Below are 21,880 nucleotides of genomic sequence, written 5' to 3' on the forward strand. Positions count from 1 at the left end.
GCGGCTCAGGTGTGGGCGAGTTCGGCGATGGCGGCGGCTGCCCGGGAGCAGTTGTCGCGGTCCTGGTAGGCGAAGAACTCCTTGGCGCGGCGGGTGTATTCGGGCTCTCGTACGCAGCCGTTCTCCAGGTAGCGGACGAGCTCGTCGACCACCTCGTCGACCGTGGCGCACACGGGCCCGAAGCCGTCCCTGCGCGCGTCGAACCAGCCCTTGGGGTAGTGGCCCGCCCCGTACTCGTCGGGGTCGAACTGGGCGTGGACGAGGGGCGTGCCGAGGTAGGCGACGTCGAAGGCGGTGGACGACCAGTCGGTGACGAACAGGTCGCAGCGGCGCAGCGCGTCCTGCACGCCGGTCTCGCGCTGGTCGAGCAGGACGACGCGGTCGTCGGCGGGCAGCACGTCGCGGGCGGTGTCCCGCATCTCGTAGTGCGGCAGGAACTCCAGGACGTAGTCGTGCAGGCGCAGCGCCGCGCGCAGCCGCGGGTCGTGCAGGAGGCGGGTGAGGAACTCCCGGTACGTGGAGCCGGCGAAGCGCTCCCGGGCGGCCGCCGCCGACGCGGCGCGCTCCCCGGGCCGCTGGTAGGAGGGCGCGGTCAGACGGGCGCGCCAGGTCGGCATGAACAGGATGCTGCGGTGGCCCCGCTCGCGGCGCAGCGCGTCGAAGCGCGGGAAGCCGAGGACCTTCACCTCGTCCTGGTAGTCGAGGTGCTCGGTGAGATAGCGGGCCTCGCGGTCCCCGGCGGCGAGGACGAGGTCCAGGCCGGTGCGGTTGCGGTGCAGGCCGCGGCTGACGTCCTTGTCGGTGACCCCGTGCTGCAGGAACACCCGCCGCGCCCCCACCCGCCAGTTGAGGTGCTTCAGGTACGAGGTGCGGTCCCAGCCGTCGGGGAGCATGTAGGCGTCGATGTCGTACGCGTTGACGAGGACCGTGGCGTGCAGCATCAGGAGCCTGTGCTTCCAGGAGCTGTGCGCGACGACGTGCCCGAGTCCCTTGAGGCGGGCCCGGTCGGGGCTGTCCGCGCGGATCACGTAGTAGGCGCCCCGGCGGTGCTCGACGGCGCGGACGTGCCGGAACAGGTGCCAGCTGTTGTCCTGCGCGGTGTCGGGCCGCTCGCCGAACAGCCAGATGTCGCGGCGCGCGAACAGCGGCAGCGTGGCGAGCCGGATGAGGCGGGCCCGCCAGAAGGAGCGGCGCCGCACGGCCTGCTTGGCGTCCTTGGCGAGCAGCATGCGCCAGGACCGCACCCGCCGGGGCAGCGTGCCCTCGGCGGCCGTCACGAGGACCGCGCGGTTGCCGCCGCGCCAGTGCGGCAGGACCCGGGTGCGGCCGTCGGAGAGGGCGCGGGCGCCGCGCAGGAAACCGGCGTCCACCCGGCACTCGGCGCTCACCTGCGCGCCGCCCTGGCCGCCGTCTGCCCGGCCGTTGTCTGCCTGGCCGCCGTCTGCCCGGCCGCCGTCGAGGTCGAGCACGAGCCGCACGCCGTGGGCGCCGGGGCGCAGCGCGTCGAGGGGCACGCGTGCCGTGAAGCCCGCCCACTCCAGGTCGGCCCGGCGCGCGGCGAGGTCACGGCGGCGCACCTGCCGGGCGGGCACGGTGAGGCGGCAGCCCCGTACGCGCAGGGACAGGCGGCCCGGCAGCTCGGCGGTGACCGGGAGGCCGGGCAGCTCGAAGCGGCCCGCGAGCTCGATGTCGCCGGTGCCCTTGATGCGCCGTACGCACTCCAAGTGGGCTTCCAGGGGGGAGAGTTCGGTGAGCGGGCGCAGCGCGTCCGGCACCTCGCGGACGGTCTCCAGGAAGAGGCGGCCGTCCTCGGCGCGCGGGCCGCGCAGGGCCGCCTGCGGGTCGGCGAAGAGCGTGAAGTCGCCGGTGAGGAAGGCGAGATAGGCCACGCGGTGCCTGCTGTCGGCGGTGCTCGCCACGATCGTCGCCGGGTCCACGCCCGCGTACACCGCCCGGCAGCGCGCGAAGAGCCCGCGCAGCTCCGCCTCGCCGAAGAGGCCGGGCGCGCGCAGCGCGAAGCCCTGGTAGCTGCGGACCAGGAACCGGTCGAGGACCTCCTGCCGGTGCGCGGGCAGCCGCGGCCGCATGCGCCGCAGATACTCCTCCAGGGCCAGGTGGTCGTGGAAGTTGCGCGGGCGCGTCCACAGGGAGTCCATCGTGGAGTCGGCGGCGGCGCGCTTGCGGTAGCGGTAGACGCAGGCGTCGACGAGGGTGAGGCGGTCGGCGAGGAGCAGCGCGGGCACCGCGAAGTACGCGTCCTCGAAGTGGGTGTCCTCGGCGAAGGCGATGCGGTGGGCGCGGATGTGGTCGAGGGCGAAGAGCTTGTTGCAGGCGCTCGCGCTGTGCACCAGCTCGGGTAGCTCGGCGAGGTCCGTGAAGGTGCGGTCGCCGTGCCCGAAGTACGCGCGCCAGGGCCAGTCGGTCCTCTTCGGGAACGTCTCCATGGCGCCGACGACGACCTGCGCCCGCGTCTCGACGGCCGCCGTCCACATCCGCTCGACCGCCCCCGGCGGCAGGATGTCGTCGGAGTCGCAGAAGGTCACGTACGGGGCGGTGGCCCGCTCCAGGGCCGCGTTGCGCGCCGCGCCCGCGCCGCCGCCGCGCCGGTAGAGGACCTCGACGTTCGCGCGGGACGCGGCGAACTCCTGGCAGATCTTGTACGAGCGGTCCCGGCTGCCGTTGTCGACGAGGAACACCTGGATGCGGCCGAACATCGTCTGCGCGGCGAGGGAGTCCAGGCACTCCTGGAGGTAGGGCTCGACGTCGTACACGGGCACGACGAGCGTCACCCGGTAAGGGGACGACCCGGCAGCGGAGAGGGACACGGACATGGGCTGTGTCACTTCTCGAACGAGCTGGGGACGGGGAAGTAGCCCTCGAGGAACTGCCGCAGCATCGCCGTCTGCTGCTCCCGGCGTGCGGGGTCGGCCCCGGACTCCGTGCCGGTGTCGTTCAGGCAGAAGACGTCCTTGTCGCGGCGGGCGAGCATGCTGGTGAGCCGCCGCGGGGTGTTGCGGTGCGCCAGGTCGGCGTAGGCGTAGTCGAGTTCGCCCGGGACGCAGTGGCCCGCGAAGTAGCCGTAGTACTGGTGCAGGGACGAGGTCACCGAGACGTCGCCAGGGTGGCGGAAGCGGTGGCCCGCGGTCTCGGCGTGCGCGCCCGGGTAGCGGTCCTCCAGCTCCTGCAGGACGCTGCGGCGCAGCGGGTGCGGGGTGTGCTTCATCTTCTGGGTGAGGACCCGGCCGAAGGACTCGGCGATCAGCTGCCGGTTGTTCTTGCCCGCGGCGACCACCGGCGAGTCCGCGACGCTCGGGGTGCCCATGTCGACGAGGGAGGGCGAGCGGAAGAACTTGGCGACGCCGTTGGCGTGGAAGAAGGTCTGCGGGGTCAGCGCCGCGCCCAGGAACACGTCGTCGTTCATGTAGAGGAAGTGCTCACTGAGGCCCGGTATGCGGTGCAGCTGGCTCTCGATGGCGTGCGAGTTGAAGGTCGGCAGACAGCCGGGGTCGCCGAAGATCTCGGTGTGGTCGACGACGGTGACCCGCGGGTTCGACAGGTCGAGCCAGTCGGGCACCTGGCGGTCGGTGACCAGGAACACCCGGCGCACCCAGGGCGCGTACAGGTCGAGGGAGCGCAGCGAGTAGCGCAGCTCGTCGCGGTTCTCGTAGCGGGCGTCGCTGGCGGCGTGCGCGTTGACCTCGCGCGCGCCCGAGACCTGTGCGAGCGTCGCGTCCCTGCGCGCCCGCCACTGGGCGTCGCCGCCGTCGACCCAGGTGTAGACGACGTCGATGGGGAAGAGCACGTCGTCGACGAAGTACGCGGCGAACTGGGCCCGCGTCGGCTCCTGCGGCAGCACGGGCCGGTGCACCGAGGCGAGCGGGCAGAACAGCTCGCCGGGCACGATGACGGTGGCGTCGTGGCGGGGCAGGCGCTGGGTGACGGTGTTGCGGCGGGGCGCGGCCAGCTCGTCGCGGCGCACCTCCCAGAACTCGATCTCGCAGCCGTACATGTCGCCGAAGACCGGCCCGCCCCGGCTCGTCGTGACGTACCAGACGAGGCGCACCACCCCGGCGTCCCGGAACCGCTTGGCGGACGCCGCGCGCGCCAGGGGCTGCAACGGCCGTGCCGCGCCGGTGAGTTCGTCGATGACGCGGGCGTACCCGGGCAGCTTGCGGGCCAGCTCGGCGAGGGCCTTCAGGACCCGGCCGCGGTGCTCGGCGGAGACGCCGAGGACGGTGCGGGACGGCGAGGAGCCGCGGACGGTGAAGAACTCGACGCCCGCGGCGCCGAGCGCGCGCCGGGCGAGGTCGCCGTTGTACTGCCGTACGGAGAGGGGCGTGGCCGCCGGGTCGACGCGCGCCACCCGGACCTGTCCGGCGGCGCGCACCGCGGTCCAGGTGCCCCGGGCCCAGCGCCGCTCGCGCAGCCCCACGAACGCGCGGCAGGCGGCCTCGCGGCCGACCCCGGAGCGGACGGCGGCCATGCGCAGCAGCATGCGGTTGCGGGTCTCGGGCTGTACGGCCGCCGCGATGAACCGGCGCAGCGCCACGGGGGCGACGCGACGGTACGTCCGGACCAGACGGGAACCCTCTGCCCGGGTCACCACGCTCATGGTCGATGGCTGCGTCACCGTCACGGCCTGCGCACTGCCTTCCCCGTCCGTGCCTCTGCTTTTAAGAATTCGATGAGAAGCCTAAACCGGCAATTTCATGATCACTGAGGACTTTTGGACAGATAGTCGGGACTTTCGTCCCAGAACGCATTGCGCCGCGACGCCGTCGAATTGAACGGGGAGTCGTATGACTTCCCTTGATCACGTTCCTGGAGCCCTCAAGACTTCGGGTTCACGAACATCGGAAAGCAGAAAACAGAAACCCATGGCCAGGAAACCCCGCGGACGGAAGATCCGCCGAGTCGTGTGCTGGACGCTCGCCGGAATCATCGTCGTAGGCGGCGGCCTCGGCTTCGTCGCGTACCAGCACCTCAACGGCAACCTCAGCAGCGTCGACATCGACGCGGCGCTCGGCAAGGACCGCCCCGCCGACACCGACAACGGCTCGCAGGACATCCTCGTCCTCGGCTCCGACTCCCGCTCCGGCGACAACAAGGGCCTGGCCGGCGGCGACACCGGCGGCACCGCACGCTCGGACACCGCCATGGTGGTCCACCTGCCCGCGGGGCGCGCCAAGGCGACCGCGGTGAGCATTCCCCGCGACACCCTCGTGACCCGGCCGCAGTGCACCACGGACTCCGGCAAGAAGCTGCCCGAGGCCCAGCGGGTGATGTTCAACTCCGTGTACACCAGCGGCGGTCCGGCCTGCGTCGTGAAGACCGTCGAGTCCATGACGGGCATCCGCATGGACCACTACGTGGAGATCGACTTCGCCGGGTTCAAGGACCTGGTGGACGCGCTCGGCGGGGTGACCATCACCACGGACAAGCCGATCAACGACAAGGACAGCGGCCTGCATCTGGACGCGGGCACGCACAAGCTGAACGGCACCGAGTCCCTCGCCTTCGTGCGCACCCGGCACGGCATCGGCGACGGCAGCGACCTCGGCCGCATCGGGCTCCAGCAGAAGTTCATGCTGGCGGCGCTCTCCGAGATCAAGCAGCAGGGCACGCTCAGCAACCCGGCCAAGCTCTACAAGATCGCCAACGCCGCGACGAAGGCGCTGACCACCGACTCCGGCCTCGGCTCCCTCACCGACCTCGCGGACTTCGCCCGCAGCCTCAACAAGCTCGACCCGAGCACCATGCAGACGCTGATGCTCCCGGTCGAGTACGACAAGAAGGACCCGAACCGCGTGGTGGCCGCACAGCCGCAGGCGACGGAGCTGTGGAACGCCCTGCGGGCGGACCAGCCGGTGCCGGCGGCGGCCCGCAAGTCCCCCGCGCGCGGCGGGAGTTCGTAACTGGCGCGGCGGGAGTCCGTCACACCCTCCGAGCCGGAACGGCGTCAGACCCGGGCCCACGCCGCGAGCGCGAGCCCGGGTTCCGCCTTCTGACGGGCCACCCGCAGCGTCCCGTCCGTGCCGACCGCCGCCATCACCACCCGGCCGCGGCCGTCGAGCGCCAACGCCGGGGAGCCCAGGCAGGGTTCACCGGTCGCGGTCCACCACACGCCCGCTTCCTCGTCCTGTGTCGGGTACGCGGCGATGACCGGGCGTCCGGTGAGGGTGCGGTGGGCGAGGACGGTGCAGTCGTGCCCCTCGATCTTCGTACGCAGGGCCGAGCCCGGGTTGTCGTCGGGGGTGGAGCCGAGCTCCGTCGGCCCGTCGTCGCCGGGGCGGTGGGCGAGGACGCCGGTGCCGATGATGTCGCCCGCGAAGTACGTGATGCGGTCGGGCGCCGTCTCCAGGGCGGTGACGCACCCGGCCGCCGGGGTCATGGCCATGTCGTCCGCACGCCGGAACGCGCCGCCCGGCTCCTCCTGGGTCCAGCGCAGCATGCCGTTGCGGGCGGGCGCGACGAGCTCGACGCGGCCCGTCGAGGTGGCCACGGCGGTGAGCCCGTCGAGGCACTGGCTGCCCTTGAGGTCGGTCCACCCCTCCCACTTGCCGCCCTTGCCCTCGCGGCGCATCCGGACACTGCCGACCGCGTCGCGCACGAAGACGTGCACGGAGCCCGCTCCGTCCACGGCGCCGCAGGGCACGCCGAGGGAGGGCGCCCGGTCCAGGCGCTTGGTGTGGGGGTTGCCGAGCGAGCGCCATTCCATGAGGGGGCGGCCGGTCTGGTACTGGACGTTGTGCACGAGGTCGACGGTCTTCGCCCCGTCGCCGTCGACGCGCTCCCTCCGCCCGAGGAAGTGCACGTACCCGTCGGCTCCTTGGGCCAGCGTGAGATACGTGATGTCGGGCGCCGCGAAGAAGTCGGGGCCGCTCCAGTCGGGGCCGCCCATCCGCGTCTCGGTCCAGCGGAGCAGCCCGCCGGGGGTGCGGGCGTACGCGGTGAGCCTGCCGTCCTTGCCGCGCAGCAGCCAGCGGCCGGTGGCGGGGGTGCCGGTCGCGAGGCGGTCGGAGGTGTGGGGACGACCGGGAGGCGGGGTCCTCCGCTCGGGCTTACGGGCGGACCTCGGCGGCATGCTCGGCGTCACCCTTTCTTCGTGTGGGTACGGGGTCCGTGCGCGTACGGGACTCGTCTCCGTACGGGACCGCTTTGCTTTGGCTTATTAGTCTACGTTTGCCGCAAACCGGAACCGACCAGGGCTCTGTGCCAGGCTTGCCCCCATGAACCCCCCGCCCTCCGTACCCGCTCCGCTCACTCTGCCCACTCTGCTCATCGTCGACGCCGCCAATGTCATGGGTTCCGTCCCGGACGGCTGGTGGCGGGACCGGCGGGCGGCTGCGGAGCGGGTCCGTGACGCGCTGGTGCCGTACGCCACGGAGGGGGTGGCGGGCCACCCCGGGCCCTTGGCCATTGTCCTGGTCGTCGAGGGGCGGGCGCGGGGTGTGGAGGCGGTCGACGGCGTCCGGGTGGACGAGGCGCCGGGGAGTGGGGACGACCGGATCGTGGAGCTGGCCGGGGAGGCGGGGGCGGTGTCGCGGGCGTGTGTCGTGGTGACGGCGGATCGCGAACTGCGGCGGCGCGTGGGCGAGTTGGGGGCGGAGTGTGTGGGGCCGCGGACGGTGTACGGCGGCTGACGGGCCTCCGGCGGTTCTTTCCCCAACCCCGCCCCTTCCCGAAACGGCGACTCCGTCGCCCCTGGGGCACCCGTCCTGGGGCTTTGCCCCTAGACCCCCTTTTCGGCCTGGACGGCCTCGTCCTCAAGCGCCGGACGGGCTATCCCTATGGGCGGGTGGGCCGGAGCTTGAGGACGAGCCGCGTCAGCGGATTCGGGAAGGGGCGGGATCGGGGAAGAACCTCCGGAGGCACCCGCCTCTCACCACCCCACCCGCCCATAAATCACCGCCCCCTCCACCCTCCCCACCGGCTCATACCCCTCCCGCAGCACCCGCCCCAACGACGCCACCCGCCCCGGCGCAAACGGCTTCCCCCGGGAATCGTCGACGATCACCACCGGCGCCCGCCGAGCCAGCTCCGCCCGGAACACCGGCCACGCCCCCGGCACCCCGTACCGCTCCCCCACCTGCGGCCCGTTCCGCCCCCCGCTGTAGTTCGTGAGCAGCCCCGCCGTGAGGAAGCGGCTCGCGGGCGCCCGGTCCGCGAGCCAGTAGGCCTCCGGGTGCATCCCCCAGAACAGCACCCGCTCGTCCGGCGCCGTCCGTGCCCGCACCACCTCCGCGAGCCGCTCCGCGTGCGCGAGCTCGGGACGGGGCGCCAGCACCCCCCACGCCACGAAGAGGCCGCACGACACCGCCGACGCCAGGACCGCCGTCACGGTCCGCTCCCACGGCAGGATCTGCAGCGCCGCCGTGCCCAACAGGGCGAGCGGCGGCATGAGTTGCAGGTAGTAGTGGCCGAAGAAGTGGAAGCCGAGCAGGACCGCGGCGGCGGACGCGGCCAGCCACAGCCACAGGTCCGCGGAGCCCGTCCGGGCGACCCGGAGGACCCGTACGACCGGCGGCAGGATCCCCGCACAGGCCGCGCCCAGGAGCGCCGCGTTGGCCAACCCCCGCCACAGCACGTGGAGTTCGGAGCCGGTGAAGGAGGCGTACGCGCCGGACCCGGTCACCGTCCAGAAGAGAAAGCCGGACGGGTCGGTGGCGACGGCGGCGGCGAGCACCGGGCCGGCAGCCCCAACCCCCAGCCTCAGCAGGTCCGTTCGGCGCGAACCCTCGCACCCTTCGCGCCACAGCAGCCACGCCACCGGCAGCAGCACCGCACCCCCCGTCTGCTTCGCCAGGAACGCCCCCGCCACCGCGGCCCCCGCCGCCCCCCAACGGCGCCGGTCCGCGCACCACATGGCGGCCGCCGTGCAGGGCAGCATGAACACCTCGAACCCGGCGGCCTGCGCGTCCTCGGGGTTGAGGCCCACCGACACCAGGAGGTGGAGGACGCCCGCCGTGCGGCCCGCTTCGTCGCCCCAGCGGCGCCGGGCGAGCGCGGCGAGGAGCACGGCGGTGAGCAGCTGCGCCGCGACCGCGAGCACCTTCAGGGGCAGCAGGGTGCCGGACCCGAAGAGCGCGAAGGCGCCCTCGTACAGCCAGGGCACGAGCGGTGGCTTGCGGTCGACGACCGTCTCGTAGAGCGCGCCGCCGTCCGCCAACATCCGTGCCTGGACGGCGAGATAGCCCTCGTCGGGGTTCCACAGCGGGCGCAGGAAGGAAGGAATCCTCGTCACGCAGGCGAGCGCGGCGAGGACCGGCAGCAGCCGCGGCCAGTAGTGCGAGGCGGCCGGTGCACCGGGCACGTACTCCGTACGCGGGCCGGGCACCCGGAACGGGTCCCGGGCCCGCGTCGCGCTTACCGAGCGTGGTGACTGGGTGGGCGGGGCATGCATACCGTGCACGCTATCCGGCCCCGCAGTCCCCCACAGAGCGGGACATACGGGGCCGGAAGATCAAGTCGCCGGTTACGGAAAGCTACTCCGCGAACTCCTCGGCCGCACCGCGCTGCAGCCTGCTGTGCGCACGCCCGTACACGAAGTAGACGACCACTCCGAGGGCCATCCAGACCCCGAACCGGATCCATGTCTCGGCGGGCAGGTTCAGCATCAGCCAGAGCGAGGCGAGGACGGAGAGGACCGGCACGTACGGCACCAGCGGGGTGCGGAAGGAGCGCGGCAGGTCGGGGCGCTTCCTGCGCAGGATGATGACGCCGAGCGCGACCACGACGAAGGCGAACAGGGTGCCGATGTTGACGAGTTCGGCGAGCTCGTCGATGGAGGTGAAGCCCGCGACGACGGCCACGATCACGCCGAGCAGGACCGTCGAGCGGTACGGGGTGCCGAACCTGGGGTGGACCTTGGAGAAGCCCTTGGGCAGCAGCCCGTCGCGGCTCATCGCGAAGAACACCCGGGTCTGGCCGAGGAGCAGGATCATGCAGACCGAGGTGAGGCCGACGGCCGCGCCGAAGCTGATGAGGCCCGCCCAGAAGGGGTGCCCGACGGCCTTGAAGGCATCGGCGAGCGGGGCGTCCGTGGAGAGTTCGCTGTACTTCTGCATGCCGGTCACGACGAGCGAGACGGCGACGTAGAGGACCGTGCAGACGAAGAGCGAGCCGAGGATGCCGCGCGGCACGTCGCGCTGCGGGTTGTGGGTCTCCTCGGCCGCCGTGGCGACGATGTCGAAGCCGATGAAGGCGAAGAAGACGACGGCCGCCGCGGTGAAGATGCCCATCACGCCGAAGTGCGAGGGCGTGAAGCCGAACATGAGCTGCACGAGCGGCGCGGTCAGGGTGTTGCTGTCGGGGCCCGCGGACTGCGACGGCGGGATGAACGGGTCGTAGTTGGAGCCGGTGATGTACAGGGCGCCGACGATGATCACGAGCAGCACGACGGTGACCTTCACGGCCACGATGACGTTCGTGACGCGCGAGGAGAGCTTCATCCCGGCGACGAGGATGGCGGTGAGGACCAGCACGAGGACACAGGCCAGCAGGTCGAAGCCGAACTTCCCCTCGTGGGTGCCGCTCAGCGCCTGCGGCATGTGGAAGCCCGCCGTCTCCAGGAGCGAGCGCAGATAGCCGGACCAGCCGACCGCGACCACCGCGCAGCCGAGGGCGAGTTCGAGGATCAGGTCCCAGCCGATGATCCAGGCGGGGAACTCACCGAGAGACGCGTACGAGAACGTGTACGCGGACCCGGCCACCGGGACCGTCGAGGCGAACTCGGCGTAGCAGAGCGCCGCGAGCGCGCACACGAGACCCGCGACGACGAAGGAGAGCGCGACGGCCGGGCCCGCGGACTCCTTGGCGATCTTTCCGGTCAGAACGAAGATCCCGGTGCCGATGATGACGCCGACGCCGAAGACCGTGAGGTCGAGGGCGGACAGCGACTTCTTGAGCGCGTGCTCCGGCTCCTCGGTATCCCTGATGGACTGCTCGACGCTCTTCGTCCGGAAGAGGGTGCTGCTCACGGGCGTACCTCCCACGCTGGTTCGTCCCCGACATGATCGAGAGGACGAGTACCCGGCATGCCCCGGCACGGACCTATTCACGCGGATGGGCCGGTCCGACCACCCGTACAGGGTGCGCGGACCGGCCCATCGGCCAGGCGGGTTGACGTCGGGGAGCGGCCTCAGTCGCGGGCGGGCTCCACCGAGTCCACGGCGGCCGCCGTGGACCGCTCGAAGCGGCCGTCGAGCTTGGCGACCAGGCCGGTCACCTGGCGCGCGATGTCCGGGGCGGTCAGGCCGATCTCGGTCATGACCTCCTTGCGCGAGGCGTGGTCGAGGAAGCGCGGCGGGATGCCGAAGTCGCGCAGCGGCACATCGACGCCCGCGTCCCGCAGGGCCTGGGCGACGGCCGAACCGACGCCGCCCGCACGGGAGTTGTCCTCGACGGTGACCACGACGCGGTGCTGCTCGGCGAGCGGCGCCATCGCCTCGTCGACCGGCTTGACCCAGCGCGGGTCGACGACGGTCGTGGAGATGCCCTGCTTGTCGAGCAGGTCCGCGATCTCCAGGCACATGGGCGCGAGCGCGCCGACGGAGACCAGCAGGACGTCCGGCTTGGTGGTGTCGGGCCGGCGCAGCACGTCCATGCCGCCGACGGTGCCCACGGCCTTGACCGCCGGGCCGACGGCGCCCTTGGAGTAGCGCACCACGGTCGGGGCGTCGTCGACCTCGACGGCCTCGCGCAGCTGGAGGCGGACCTGGTCGGCGTCGCGCGGGGCGGCGATGCGCAGCGTGGGCACGCACTGGAGGATCGACATGTCCCACATGCCGTTGTGCGAGGCGCCGTCCGTGCCGGTGACGCCCGCCCGGTCCAGGACGAAGGTGACGCCGCACTTGTGCAGCGCCACGTCCATCAGGAGCTGGTCGAAGGCGCGGTTGAGGAACGTCGCGTACACGGCGAAGACCGGGTGCAGGCCGCCGGTGGCGAGCCCGGCCGCGCTGACCGCGCCGTGCTGCTCGGCGATGCCGACGTCGTAGACCCGGTCGGGGAACTCCTCGGCGAACTTCTTCAGGCCGACCGGCTGCAGCATCGCGGCGGTGATCGCGACGATGTCCTCGCGCTCGCGGCCGAGCTTGACCATCTCCTCGCCGAAGACGGACGTCCAGTCCATGCCGCCCGCGGCGATCGGCAGACCGGTGTCGGGGTGGATGGGGCCGATGCCGTGGAAGTGGTCGGCCTCGTCCTCCTCGGCGGGCTGGTAGCCGCGGCCCTTCTCGGTCAGGCAGTGCACGATGACGGGGCCGCCGAAGCGCTTGGCGCGCTGCAGCGCGGACTCCAGGGCCTCGATGTCGTGGCCGTCGATCGGGCCGACGTACTTCAGGCCGAGGTCCTCGAACATGCCCTGCGGGGCGATGAAGTCCTTGAGGCCCTTCTTGGCGCCGTGCAGCGTCTCGTAGAGCGGCTTCCCGACGACGGGGGTGCGCTCCAGGAGGTCCTTGCCACGGGCCAGGAAGCGCTCGTAGCCGTCCGTGGTGCGGAGCGTCGCCAGGTGGTTCGCGAGTCCGCCGATGGTGGGGGCGTAGGAGCGCTCGTTGTCGTTGACGACGATGACGAGCGGGCGGTCCTTGGCGGCCGCGATGTTGTTCAGCGCCTCCCAGGCCATGCCGCCGGTGAGCGCGCCGTCGCCGATGACGGCGACGACGTGGTCGTCCTTGCGGCGCACCTCATTGGCCTTGGCGAGGCCGTCGGCCCAGCCCAGGACGGTGGAGGCGTGCGAGTTCTCGATCACGTCGTGGTCGGACTCGGCGCGCGAGGGGTAGCCGGAGATGCCGCCCTTGTTGCGCAGCTTGCCGAAGTCCTGGCGGCCGGTGAGCAGCTTGTGGACGTACGCCTGGTGGCCGGTGTCCCAGAGCACCCGGTCCTTGGGGGACTCGAAGACGCGGTGCAGGGCGATGGTGAGCTCGACCACGCCGAGGTTGGGGCCGAGGTGGCCGCCGGTCTTGGAGACTGCGTCGACGAGGAAGGTGCGGATCTCGCCCGCCAGCTGGTTCAGCTGCTCCGGGGTGAACCGGTCCAGATCGCGCGGTCCCGTGATGCGGGTCAGCAGCGGCACCCGTGCCTCCTTGCAGTAGAGCTGAGTAGAGCTGCGCCAGCCTCGCTGAGAACTGGCGGCGTGCTGTTCGAGCATTGCCGGGTCTGTCGAGTCTAATGTTCCGCCGTTGACGGCCGCGTCCGGGCCGGGGGATCCACGTCACACGAACGGGCGCACCCCCAAGGGAACGGATGTTCCCTTGGGGGTGCGCTGCCGGGCCCCGTAAGGGGCGCGGGGAACTGCGCGACCAGCCACACGAGCCCGCGGCCGAAGAACCGCCGAACAGTGGGCGCCTACGCCCGACCTGCAGCCTTCTGGCTCTTGCGCGACACGGAATCCAGCACCACTGCGGCCAGCAGCACCGCACCGGTGATCATCGACTGCACCGCCTTGCTGGAGCTGCCCTCCATGTAGAGGCCCGTCATGATCGACTGGATCACGAGGATGCCGAGGAGCGCGGACCAGGGGGTGCCGCGCCCGCCGAAGAGGCTGGTGCCGCCGATGACCGCGGCCGCGATGACCAGCATCAGGGTGTCGCCGCCGCCGAGGTTGGAGTCGGCGACGCCCGACTGGGAGGCGATGAAGAGGCCGCCGAGGCCGCCGAGGAAGCCGGAGATCGTGAAGACGCTGATCCGGATCCAGACCACGTTGATGCCCGCGCGGCGGGCCGCCTCGACGCCGCCGCCGACCGCGAAGACCTGGCGGCCGTAGTTGGTGCGGCGCAGCACGAAGCTGGCCAGGACCACGACGCCGATGAAGACGGTCAGGCCGAGCGGCAGCCCGTCCTGCTGGTTGAGCGTCCAGGCCGCGGCGAACGCGAGGACCGCCACCACCGCGGTGCGCAGGGTCAGCTCGCTGATCGGGCGGTGCGGCAGGTCCACGGCCTTGCGGCGGGAGTGCTCGCGCCACTGCGAGAAGGCGTACCCGGCGACGGCGACGGTCGCCAGGCCGTACGCGGCGGCGATGTCGCTGAAGTAGTAGTTGTTGAGCTTGTAGACGATGCCGTCGGAGATGTTGTTGAGGCTCAGGGTGTTGCCGAGCACCTGGAGCTGGAGTCCGCTCCAGCCGAGGAAGCCGGCCAGCGTCACGACGAAGGCGGGCACGCCGACCCGGGCGAAGAAGAAGCCCTGGATGGAGCCGATCACGGCCGCCGCGGCCAGGCCGATGATCACGGCGAGGCCCTCGTTGACGCCCTGCTTGATGGCGAGGACCGAGGTGACGGCGGAGGTGAGGCCCGCGATCGAGCCGACCGAGAGGTCGATCTCGCCGAGCAGCAGCACGAAGACGATGCCGGTGGCGATGAGGCCGGGGCCGACGATGTACTGGGCGATGTTGCTGAGGTTGGCGGGGTCGAGGAAGCGGCCCGTGGTGATCTCGAAGATCGTCCAGATCACGATCAGTCCGGTGACCACGGGTATGGACCCGAGCTCGCCGCCCTTGATCTTCCGCTTGAACTCGGTGAGGTAGCCGGCGAAGCCCTGCTCGCGCACGAGCAGGCGCGGGTCGACGGCGGGGATGGCGTCGGCGGCCGCGGCCCCGGCCTCCACGGTCGTGGTGGGCTCGGCGTCCTTCGTGGACTCCTTCGACACGTTCGCGGATCCCTTGGAGGTGTTCACGGTCTCACTCACTTCGCGGCCTCCGTGCTGCGCGCCTTGCGCCGGGTCACGGCGTTGTCCGTGGCTCCGGTGATCGCGGCGATGATGTCTTCGTTGGTGGTGTCCTTGACGCTGAAGACACCGTTGTTGCGCCCGAGGCGCAGGACGGCCACCTCGTCGGCGACGGCCTTGACGTCGGCCATGTTGTGGCTGATCAGCAGGACGGCGAGGCCGCGCTCGCGCAGCCGCTCCACGAGGTCGAGGACCTGCGCGGTCTGCTCGACGCCGAGGGCCGCGGTGGGCTCGTCGAGGATCACCAGCTTGGGCTCGCCGACCAGGGCGCGGGCGATGGCCACGACCTGGCGCTGACCGCCGGAGAGCGAGGCGATCGGGATGCGCACGCTGGGGATGCGGATGGAGAGCGTGTCGAGCAGCTCCTTGGCCCGCTTCTCCATCTTCACTTCGTCGAGGACCTTGGCCCGGCCGAGCTCGCGGCCGAGGAAGAGGTTGGCCACGACGTCCAGGTTGTCGCAGAGCGCGAGATCCTGGTAGACGGTGGCGACGCCGAGTCCCTGGGCGTCGTGCGGGCGCGCGATGGTGACGGACTTGCCGCCCCACTCGATGGTGCCCTCGTCGATGGGGTGGACCCCGGCGATCGTCTTGACCAGGGTCGACTTTCCGGCTCCGTTGTCGCCCACGAGAGCGACGACTTGACCCGCGTGGACTTCCAGATCGACATCGGTGAGCGCCTGTACGGCACCGAAGCGCTTGGAGACTCCGCGCAACGCCAGCACGGGTGCGGCGGACATGTGAACCATCTCCTTCGTCCGCCGCGGGGACGGCGGAGCACCGCCGTACGGGGATGGCGTACGGCGGGATGTGACGTGTGGGATGAGGGGTGGGGCACGCGGTGGTGTTCGGCTCGCTCCGTACAGCGTCCCGGCTCCCGGCGGCGGGGTGAACAGAGAGGGAGCCAGGACGCCGTACGAGTTCCGCGTGCGCCCGGTTCGCGGGGGGACCCGGGTCAACTCACCACCGGGCGCCGCCCTTTGGGGCGCTGCGGGCTACTTGATGCCCGCGTCCGCGCAAGCCTTGGCGTACTCGCCCTTGCAGATCTCGCTCGTCTTGTAGAGCTCGTCCTTGATCACGGTGTCCTTGATGTTGTTCTTGTCCACCACGAACGCCTGCACCAGGGCCGACGGGATGCCCTTGTCGCTGGGGCTGTCGAGCTTCTTCGTCAGCAGCGAGTCGATGCTGTCGCCCTTGAGGAGCTTCACCGCGACCTCGGCGGTCTTGTCCGCCTCGGGCTTGTACGGCTTGTAGATGGTGAAGGTCTGAGTGCCCTTCAGGATCCGCTGGATGCCCGCGAGTTCGGCGTCCTGGCCGCCGACCGGGATGCCCGAGACCTTGGCCGACTGGAGGGCCGCGACGACGCCGCCCGCCATGCCGTCGTTGGCCGAGTAGACCGCGTCGAAGCCGTCCTTGCCGAGCTTGGTGATGGCGGTGCCCATCGCCTTGCCGGCGATGCCCGCGTCCCACTCACCGGTCTGCTCGTAGACGACCTTCTTGACCTTCTTGTCGAGGACGGAGTGGGCGCCCTTCTTGAAGAGCGCGGCGTTCGGGTCCGACGCCTTGCCGTTGATCATCACGACCCGGCCGTCCTTGGCCTTGTCGCCCAGGGCCTTGACGACGCCCTCGCCCTGGAGGCGGCCGATCTTCTCGTTGTCGAAGGAGACGTACGCGGAGAGGGGGCCCTCGGCGAGCCGGTCGTAGGCGACGACCTTGATGTCCTTGTCCTTGGCCTTCTGGACCCAGGACTTGGTGGCGCCGGAGTCGACCGGGTCCAGGACGATGACCTTCACCCCGGCGGTGACCAGGTCGTCGAACTGCTGCTTCTGGGTGGAGACGTTCTCGGACGCGTTCTTGTAATTGATCTTGCAGTCGGAGCAGAGCTCCTTGACCTTCGCCTTGATCAGCGGGTAGTCGAACGACTCGTAACGCGTGGTCCGGCTCTCCGGGAGCAGCAGACCGATCGTCTTGTTGTCGTCACTGCCCTTGTCCCCGCCCCCCGCCTCGCCACAGGCGGCGAGGGAAACGGCCATCGCGGTAGCGGACAGGGCTATCGCGGCACGACGCAGATGGGTGTTCACTTTTCTGACCTCCCTGACGTGGCCGCGTCGTTGCGGCCGAGGTGGCTCGAAGTCAACTCGGCCGCCTCAGCAGCGTCAAGGAGTAAATCCTTAACGAGATGACAACGGTGCCATGCGTTATCTAAGTGAAGGCAGGTGCACCCGCAGGCAGCGTTCCGTCCAAAAGGGTTGAATCGCCCATCTCGCTCAGTGCGAGGGCGAGCGCCCCCAGCACCTCGGCCCGTCCCCCAAGTGCCCCGGGAAGTACGGACAGTTGGCGCGCCGCACTCGGGATCGCGTACCGCCCGACGGACTCCCGGATCGGGCTCAGCACCAGCTCACCGGCCTCGGCGAGGTCACCGCCGAGCACCACGCGGCTCGGATTGAGCAGATTGCACAGGTTCGCCACACCACTCCCGATATGCCGCCCCACATCGGCGATCACCCGACGGCACCCGGGATCGCCCTCGCGCGCCAGCGCGACGACCCGCTCCATGGTCAGATCCGTCCCGTGGCTGGACTGCAGCAGCGGCAGCACATAGCGGGCCGCGGTGAAGGTCTCCAGGCAGCCGCGGTTGCCGCAGCGGCAGACGGGCCCCGACTCGTCGAGCGTGATGTGCCCGATCTCGCCCGCGGTGCCGCCGGGCCCCCGGTAGATCCGCCCGCTGATCACGAGCCCGGCGCCCACACCGCTCGCGACCTTGATGTACGCCAGGTCCTTCACGCCCCGCCCGCTGCCCCAGACGAGCTCGCCGAGCGCGCCGAGGTTGGCGTCGTTGTCGACGTGCACCGGCACGCCGAGCCGCTCCTTCAGCTCCTCGGCGGGCTTCGTGCCGGTCCAGCCCGGCAGGATCGAGGTGGAGCCGAGGGTGCCGGACTCCACGTCGATGGGGCCGGGGACGCCGAGCCCGATGCCCGCCACCTTCGCCCGGTCCACGCCCGTCGCCGCGATGAGGCGGCTCACCAGCTGCTCGGCCCGGTCGAAGCCCTGCGCGGCCGAGGCGTCCACGTCCAGCGGCTCGGACTCCTCGGCGAGCACCTGGTGGGCGAGGTTGCCCACGGCCACACGCAGATGGGTGTGGCCGAAGTCCACCCCGATGACGATGCCGGCGTCCCCGCTCAGCGAGACGCTGCGGGCCCGCCGCCCCCCGGCCGAGGTGGGCGTGACCTCCACGGTCCCGCCGTCCTTCAGCTCCCGGACGATGTTGGACACGGTGGCCGCGGACAGTCCCGTCGTCCTGGCGATCTCCGCCTGCGTGAGCGACCCGGCGAGCCGTACCGCGCGCACGACTCGTTCCAGATTGGCCCGGTGCAGCGAGGACTGCGACCCAGGAGTCTCCATTGACTCTCCACCCTTTGCCCTATGCCGTACGGCCTCGGTGCCGCCCGTACAAGTTGTGAACTCCAAACTCCGTCGTAGCTGACCTCGCAGTCAAGTCCTTGACGGGAATCCGGCCCCCGGTGCGGGCGCCGGAACACACCAGTGGCCCGCCGGCACAGGCCGACGGGCCACTGGACGTACGCAACGCGCCTACAGGTGCGTCTACTTGATGGTGGCCGCCGTGAGCCCCGACTGCACCTGCCGCTGGAAGGACAGGTACACCACAAGCACCGGGATCATCGAGATGGTCATGCCCGCGTACAGGGCGGGCAGGTCCGTCTCGTAGTTGCCGGCGTTCATCAGGCTCACCAGGCCCTGCGCGAGCATCGAGCGGTCGGGGTCGTTGCCGCTCTGCTTCTGCATGAGGGTCAGCGGCAGGATGTACTGGTTCCACTGGCCGAGGACGTTGAAGATCCCGACGCTGATCAGGCCCGGCTTGGCCATCGGCAGCATGATCTGGAAGAAGACGCGGGTGTGCGAGGCCCCGTCGATCACCGCCGCCTCATGGATGGCCGTCGGCAGCGTTCTGAAGAACGAGTGGAGATAGAAGACCGTGAACGGCAGGGAATACGCGACATAGACCAATATCAGGCCCTGATACGTATTCAGCATCCCCAGGCGGTCGACCATGAAGTACAGCGGCACCAGGGCCAGGAACACCGGGAACATCGAACCGGCGACGAAGAAGTAGTAGATGAAGCGGTTGCCCACGAAGTCGTAGCGCGCCAGGACGTACGCCGCCATCGCGCCGAGCAGCATCGTGAGCGGCACCGAGAAGACCATGACGATCAGGGTGTTGAGGAGATAGTCGCCGACACCCTTCTCCCAGCCGCGCTGGAAGGCGTCGAAGGTCCACTCCGTGGGCCAGGTCCAGGCGCTCGACTTGATCTGGGAGTCGGTCTTGAAGTTGCCGAGCAGGATCCAGAAGAGCGGCAGGACGATCATGATCGACCAGAGGACCAGAAAGCCGTGCGAGAAGGCGTTGAACGTCTTGCCTTCCGCGTCGCGCGGGGCGCCGGAACCGCGGTTGCCGCCGCGCTGGCGGGGCAACTTGGCCTTGGTGACCGGAGGTTGAGTCGCAGGAGCCGTCATCGCTCGCGCCTCCTTCAGAACTCGATGCGGTCGCGGCGGCTGAGCCGCAGCGTCACGATGGACACGATCAGGGTGAGCAGCAGCATGACCACACCCATGGAGCAGGCGTATCCGCTCTTGCTGAACGTCTGGAAGTTCCGCATCAGATACGTGGAGATGACCTCGCTGTGGTGGTCGGGGCCACCGCCGAAGTCCTGCGACGTCAGCGTGGAGATCAGCAGGAACGCGTCCATGGAGAGGATCGCGAGGAACACCCACGCCGTCTGGATGGTCTCCCAGAGCAGCGGCAGCGTCACACGGAAGAAGGTCTGGAAGCGGCTCGCCCCGTCCAGGAGCGCCGCCTCGTAGATGTCCTTGGGAATGGACTGCATGGCCGCCGAGAACAGCACCATGTAGAAGCCCGCACCGGCCCAGATCATCACGAACGTGATGCACCACAGGACCGTGTTCGGGTCGTTGAGCCACTCCGTGGGGTTGTTCTTGTCGCCGAGCCCCACGGCCTGGAGGCTGCCGTTGATCAGGCCCGAGTCGTCACCCCGGTAGACCGCCTTGAAGAGGATGGCGAGGATGGCGATGGACAGGACCTGCGGGAAGAAGAAGATCACCCGGTAGAGACCCGAGCCCCGCACGCCCTGCACACCGCCCGCGCCGGAGCGCCCGCCGACGTTCACCATGAAGGCGAAGAACAGCGAGAGCAGGATCGTGAGCGCGGGCACGAAGATCAGGAGCAGGGCGTTGTGCTCCAGCGCCTTCAGGAAGACGTCGTCCTTCGCCAGGTTCTTGTAGTTGTCGAAGCCGACGAAGTTGAACTTCTGTGAGGCGCCGCTCCAGTCGGTGAACGAGTAGCTGATGGTCTGGATGTACGGCCAGATCACCAGCAGTATGTACAGCCCGACGGGGAGGACGAGAAATCCCGCTATGAACGGGTACTTTTTGCGATGCATAACACCCTGCTCCTGGCCTGGTCAGCCCTGAACTTCCGGTCCTAGCGCTTGTTCTTCGGGTTCTTCTCGGCCTCGGCGTCGGTCGCCTTCTGGGCGCGCTCCAGCCACTTCTTCGGCGTGATGCGCTTGGCCATCAGCTCACCGGTGGCGTTCTGGATGGCGACGTCCATCTCGCTGTACCACTCGGGGTAGCGGAAGTTGAAGCGCTCGGGAACCGGGCATGCGTCGACGGCCGCGAGGGCCGACTTGATGCCGGGGCGCAGCTGGACGCTCTTGTCCACGAACTCGGGGCCGAGCACCGAGAGCGAACTGGCCTCCTTGGCAAAGGCGGTGGCGCCTTCCTTGGAGAGCATGCGGCGCAGGAACTCCAGGCCGCCCTCCACGTTCTTCGCCTTCGACGGGACGACGAACGGCTCGTCGGCGCCGGTGCGCACCGCGTGCAGCTTCATCTTGCTGTCGGGCAGCAGCGGCAGCGGCAGGAACGTCATCTCGAAGTCCGCCGGCGTCTGCTTGGCCTGCTCGTTCTCCAGCCAGGAGCCGCTGGGGATGAACACCGCCTTGTACTCGTTCCACTTGGTCTGAGCCTCGGTGTGCTCAAGGGAGTTGGTGCCCGGCATCAGCAGGCCCTTCTCCACGATCTCGTAGATCGCCTCGATGGAACGCTCGGCCGCGGGGTTGCCCACGAACGCCTTGGGGTCGAGGTTGTCGATCTTCTTCACGGAGTCCATGCCGCCGGTCTTGGCGATGAGGTCCATGATCACGATGTTCATGTAGTACGGGTACTTGCCCTGGTGGGCGAAGCCGCCGATGCCCTTGGACTTGGCGTCCTTCATGATCCCGATGAAGTCGTCCCAGGTCTTGGGGGCCTTCCAACCGTGCTTCTTGAAGAGCTTGTTGGAGTACCAGACGCCCCACGCCGCGTACACGTAGAACAGCGCGTGGAACTTGCCGCCGAAGGTGCCCTGCTCGATGGTGCCGGGCAGCATGATGTCCCGGACCTTCTTGGACGGGTCGTCGACCGAGGGCGCGTCGAGCAGCTGCGTGAGGTCGGTGAGCTGGCCGTCCTTGAAGAGGGTGTCCAGCTTCAGCTTCTTGGAGCCCGAGTCGTCGACGACGTCCGGCGGGTTGCCCTTGTTGAAGCGGGGCTGCAGCTTGCCGGTGACGTCCTGCTCACCGGTGTGCGCGACGTCGCCGCCGTACTTCTTCTCGAAGGACGCCTCCCACACCTTGGCGTACGAATCTCCGTACCCGCCCTTGAAGATGAAGACATCAAGGTCGTTGCCCTTGCCGGCGCCAAAGGGGTTGTCCTTCGTCTTCTTCCCCTTCTTCGCCTTGTCGTCGTCACTGCCGCCGCCCGAGGCACACGCGGACAGCACGCTCATGGTCGGTACGGAGACGATGCCGAGCGCGGCGGCCCGCTTGATCAGGTCACGACGGCCGATTCCGGACGTGCTGGGGGTTTGGGGGGTTCCCGACGTTCCAGAGGTGGATCCCATGCTCAAGTCCTCGCCTTCTCCAGGACTCAGGCGGTGAACCGGATCCTCCCCGGCACCGCGGTGATGGTGTAGCTGGGGTCGTGCGTTGAAACGATGGATCTGTGCTGCTGATGGAGCCGTGCTGTTGTGGATGCCCGGGAACGAGCAGTGGGGGCGCGGCAGTTGACCTGGCACTCCCCGCTCTGACCACCC

15 protein-coding genes are annotated in these 21,880 nt (G+C 70.0%); 2 read left to right on the top strand and 13 right to left on the bottom strand.

Translation table 11 applies throughout. The annotated features are described in order from the left end of the window. Positions 1-5 precede the first annotated feature (5 nt). Positions 6-2,831, bottom strand: a complete 2,826-nt coding sequence (locus tag ACFWYM_RS30625) for a CDP-glycerol:glycerophosphate glycerophosphotransferase (RefSeq protein WP_384844496.1) — start codon at positions 2,829-2,831, stop codon at positions 6-8. Between the two features lie 8 nt (positions 2,832-2,839). Next, complete coding sequence (locus tag ACFWYM_RS30630; protein WP_384844498.1) at positions 2,840-4,612, bottom strand: stealth family protein; 1,773 nt, start codon at positions 4,610-4,612, stop codon at positions 2,840-2,842. 265 nt (positions 4,613-4,877) lie between these two features. Between ACFWYM_RS30630 and ACFWYM_RS30635 the strand changes: the two genes are divergently transcribed. Then, positions 4,878-5,915 carry an LCP family protein gene (locus tag ACFWYM_RS30635; protein ID WP_384844501.1) on the top strand — a complete coding sequence of 346 codons (1,038 nt, stop codon included), beginning with the start codon at positions 4,878-4,880 and terminating at the stop codon, positions 5,913-5,915. Positions 5,916-5,959: 44 nt separating this feature from the next. On the opposite strand, the gene ACFWYM_RS30640 is transcribed toward ACFWYM_RS30635, so the two are convergent. Continuing rightward, positions 5,960-7,084 carry a hypothetical protein gene (locus ACFWYM_RS30640; protein ID WP_384844504.1) on the bottom strand — a complete coding sequence of 375 codons (1,125 nt, stop codon included), beginning with the start codon at positions 7,082-7,084 and terminating at the stop codon, positions 5,960-5,962. 145 nt (positions 7,085-7,229) lie between these two features. Between ACFWYM_RS30640 and ACFWYM_RS30645 the strand changes: the two genes are divergently transcribed. Further along, positions 7,230-7,643, top strand: a complete 414-nt coding sequence (locus ACFWYM_RS30645) for an NTP pyrophosphohydrolase (RefSeq protein ID WP_384844507.1) — start codon at positions 7,230-7,232, stop codon at positions 7,641-7,643. A gap of 239 nt (positions 7,644-7,882) precedes the next feature. Here the strand turns inward: ACFWYM_RS30645 and ACFWYM_RS30650 are convergent, their stop codons facing one another. The 10 genes from ACFWYM_RS30650 to ngcE form a co-directional block, all read right to left on the bottom strand. Then, positions 7,883-9,403 carry an ArnT family glycosyltransferase gene (locus tag ACFWYM_RS30650; protein WP_384844510.1) on the bottom strand — a complete coding sequence of 507 codons (1,521 nt, stop codon included), beginning with the start codon at positions 9,401-9,403 and terminating at the stop codon, positions 7,883-7,885. Positions 9,404-9,485: 82 nt separating this feature from the next. Next, positions 9,486-10,979, bottom strand: a complete 1,494-nt coding sequence (locus ACFWYM_RS30655) for an amino acid permease (RefSeq protein ID WP_384844513.1) — start codon at positions 10,977-10,979, stop codon at positions 9,486-9,488. A 161-nt stretch (positions 10,980-11,140) separates the two neighbouring features. Then, on the bottom strand, positions 11,141-13,072 hold the full coding sequence (gene dxs, locus ACFWYM_RS30660; RefSeq protein WP_384844516.1) for a 1-deoxy-D-xylulose-5-phosphate synthase: 1,932 nt from the start codon (positions 13,070-13,072) through the stop codon (positions 11,141-11,143). A gap of 272 nt (positions 13,073-13,344) precedes the next feature. Further along, a complete protein-coding gene (locus tag ACFWYM_RS30665; protein WP_384844724.1) occupies positions 13,345-14,640 on the bottom strand; it encodes a sugar ABC transporter permease in 1,296 nt (431 codons plus the stop codon). Positions 14,641-14,675: 35 nt separating this feature from the next. After that, positions 14,676-15,464 carry an ATP-binding cassette domain-containing protein gene (locus tag ACFWYM_RS30670; RefSeq protein WP_384844519.1) on the bottom strand — a complete coding sequence of 263 codons (789 nt, stop codon included), beginning with the start codon at positions 15,462-15,464 and terminating at the stop codon, positions 14,676-14,678. Positions 15,465-15,710: 246 nt separating this feature from the next. After that, positions 15,711-16,796 (bottom strand): substrate-binding domain-containing protein, encoded by a 1,086-nt coding sequence (locus ACFWYM_RS30675; protein ID WP_384844522.1) that lies wholly within the window; start codon positions 16,794-16,796, stop codon positions 15,711-15,713. A gap of 121 nt (positions 16,797-16,917) precedes the next feature. After that, positions 16,918-18,117, bottom strand: a complete 1,200-nt coding sequence (locus ACFWYM_RS30680; protein ID WP_384844525.1) for an ROK family transcriptional regulator — start codon at positions 18,115-18,117, stop codon at positions 16,918-16,920. A gap of 201 nt (positions 18,118-18,318) precedes the next feature. Further along, positions 18,319-19,248 carry a carbohydrate ABC transporter permease gene (locus ACFWYM_RS30685; RefSeq protein ID WP_384844528.1) on the bottom strand — a complete coding sequence of 310 codons (930 nt, stop codon included), beginning with the start codon at positions 19,246-19,248 and terminating at the stop codon, positions 18,319-18,321. Between the two features lie 14 nt (positions 19,249-19,262). Continuing rightward, positions 19,263-20,192: a carbohydrate ABC transporter permease gene (locus tag ACFWYM_RS30690; RefSeq protein ID WP_384844531.1), complete on the bottom strand. Its 930-nt coding sequence runs from the start codon at positions 20,190-20,192 to the stop codon at positions 19,263-19,265. 41 nt (positions 20,193-20,233) lie between these two features. Continuing rightward, positions 20,234-21,688, bottom strand: a complete 1,455-nt coding sequence (ngcE, locus tag ACFWYM_RS30695; RefSeq protein WP_384844534.1) for an N-acetylglucosamine/diacetylchitobiose ABC transporter substrate-binding protein — start codon at positions 21,686-21,688, stop codon at positions 20,234-20,236. Positions 21,689-21,880: the final 192 nt, after the last annotated feature.

The organism is Streptomyces sp. NPDC059009, assembly GCF_042740175.1.
Classification (GTDB): domain Bacteria; phylum Actinomycetota; class Actinomycetes; order Streptomycetales; family Streptomycetaceae; genus Streptomyces.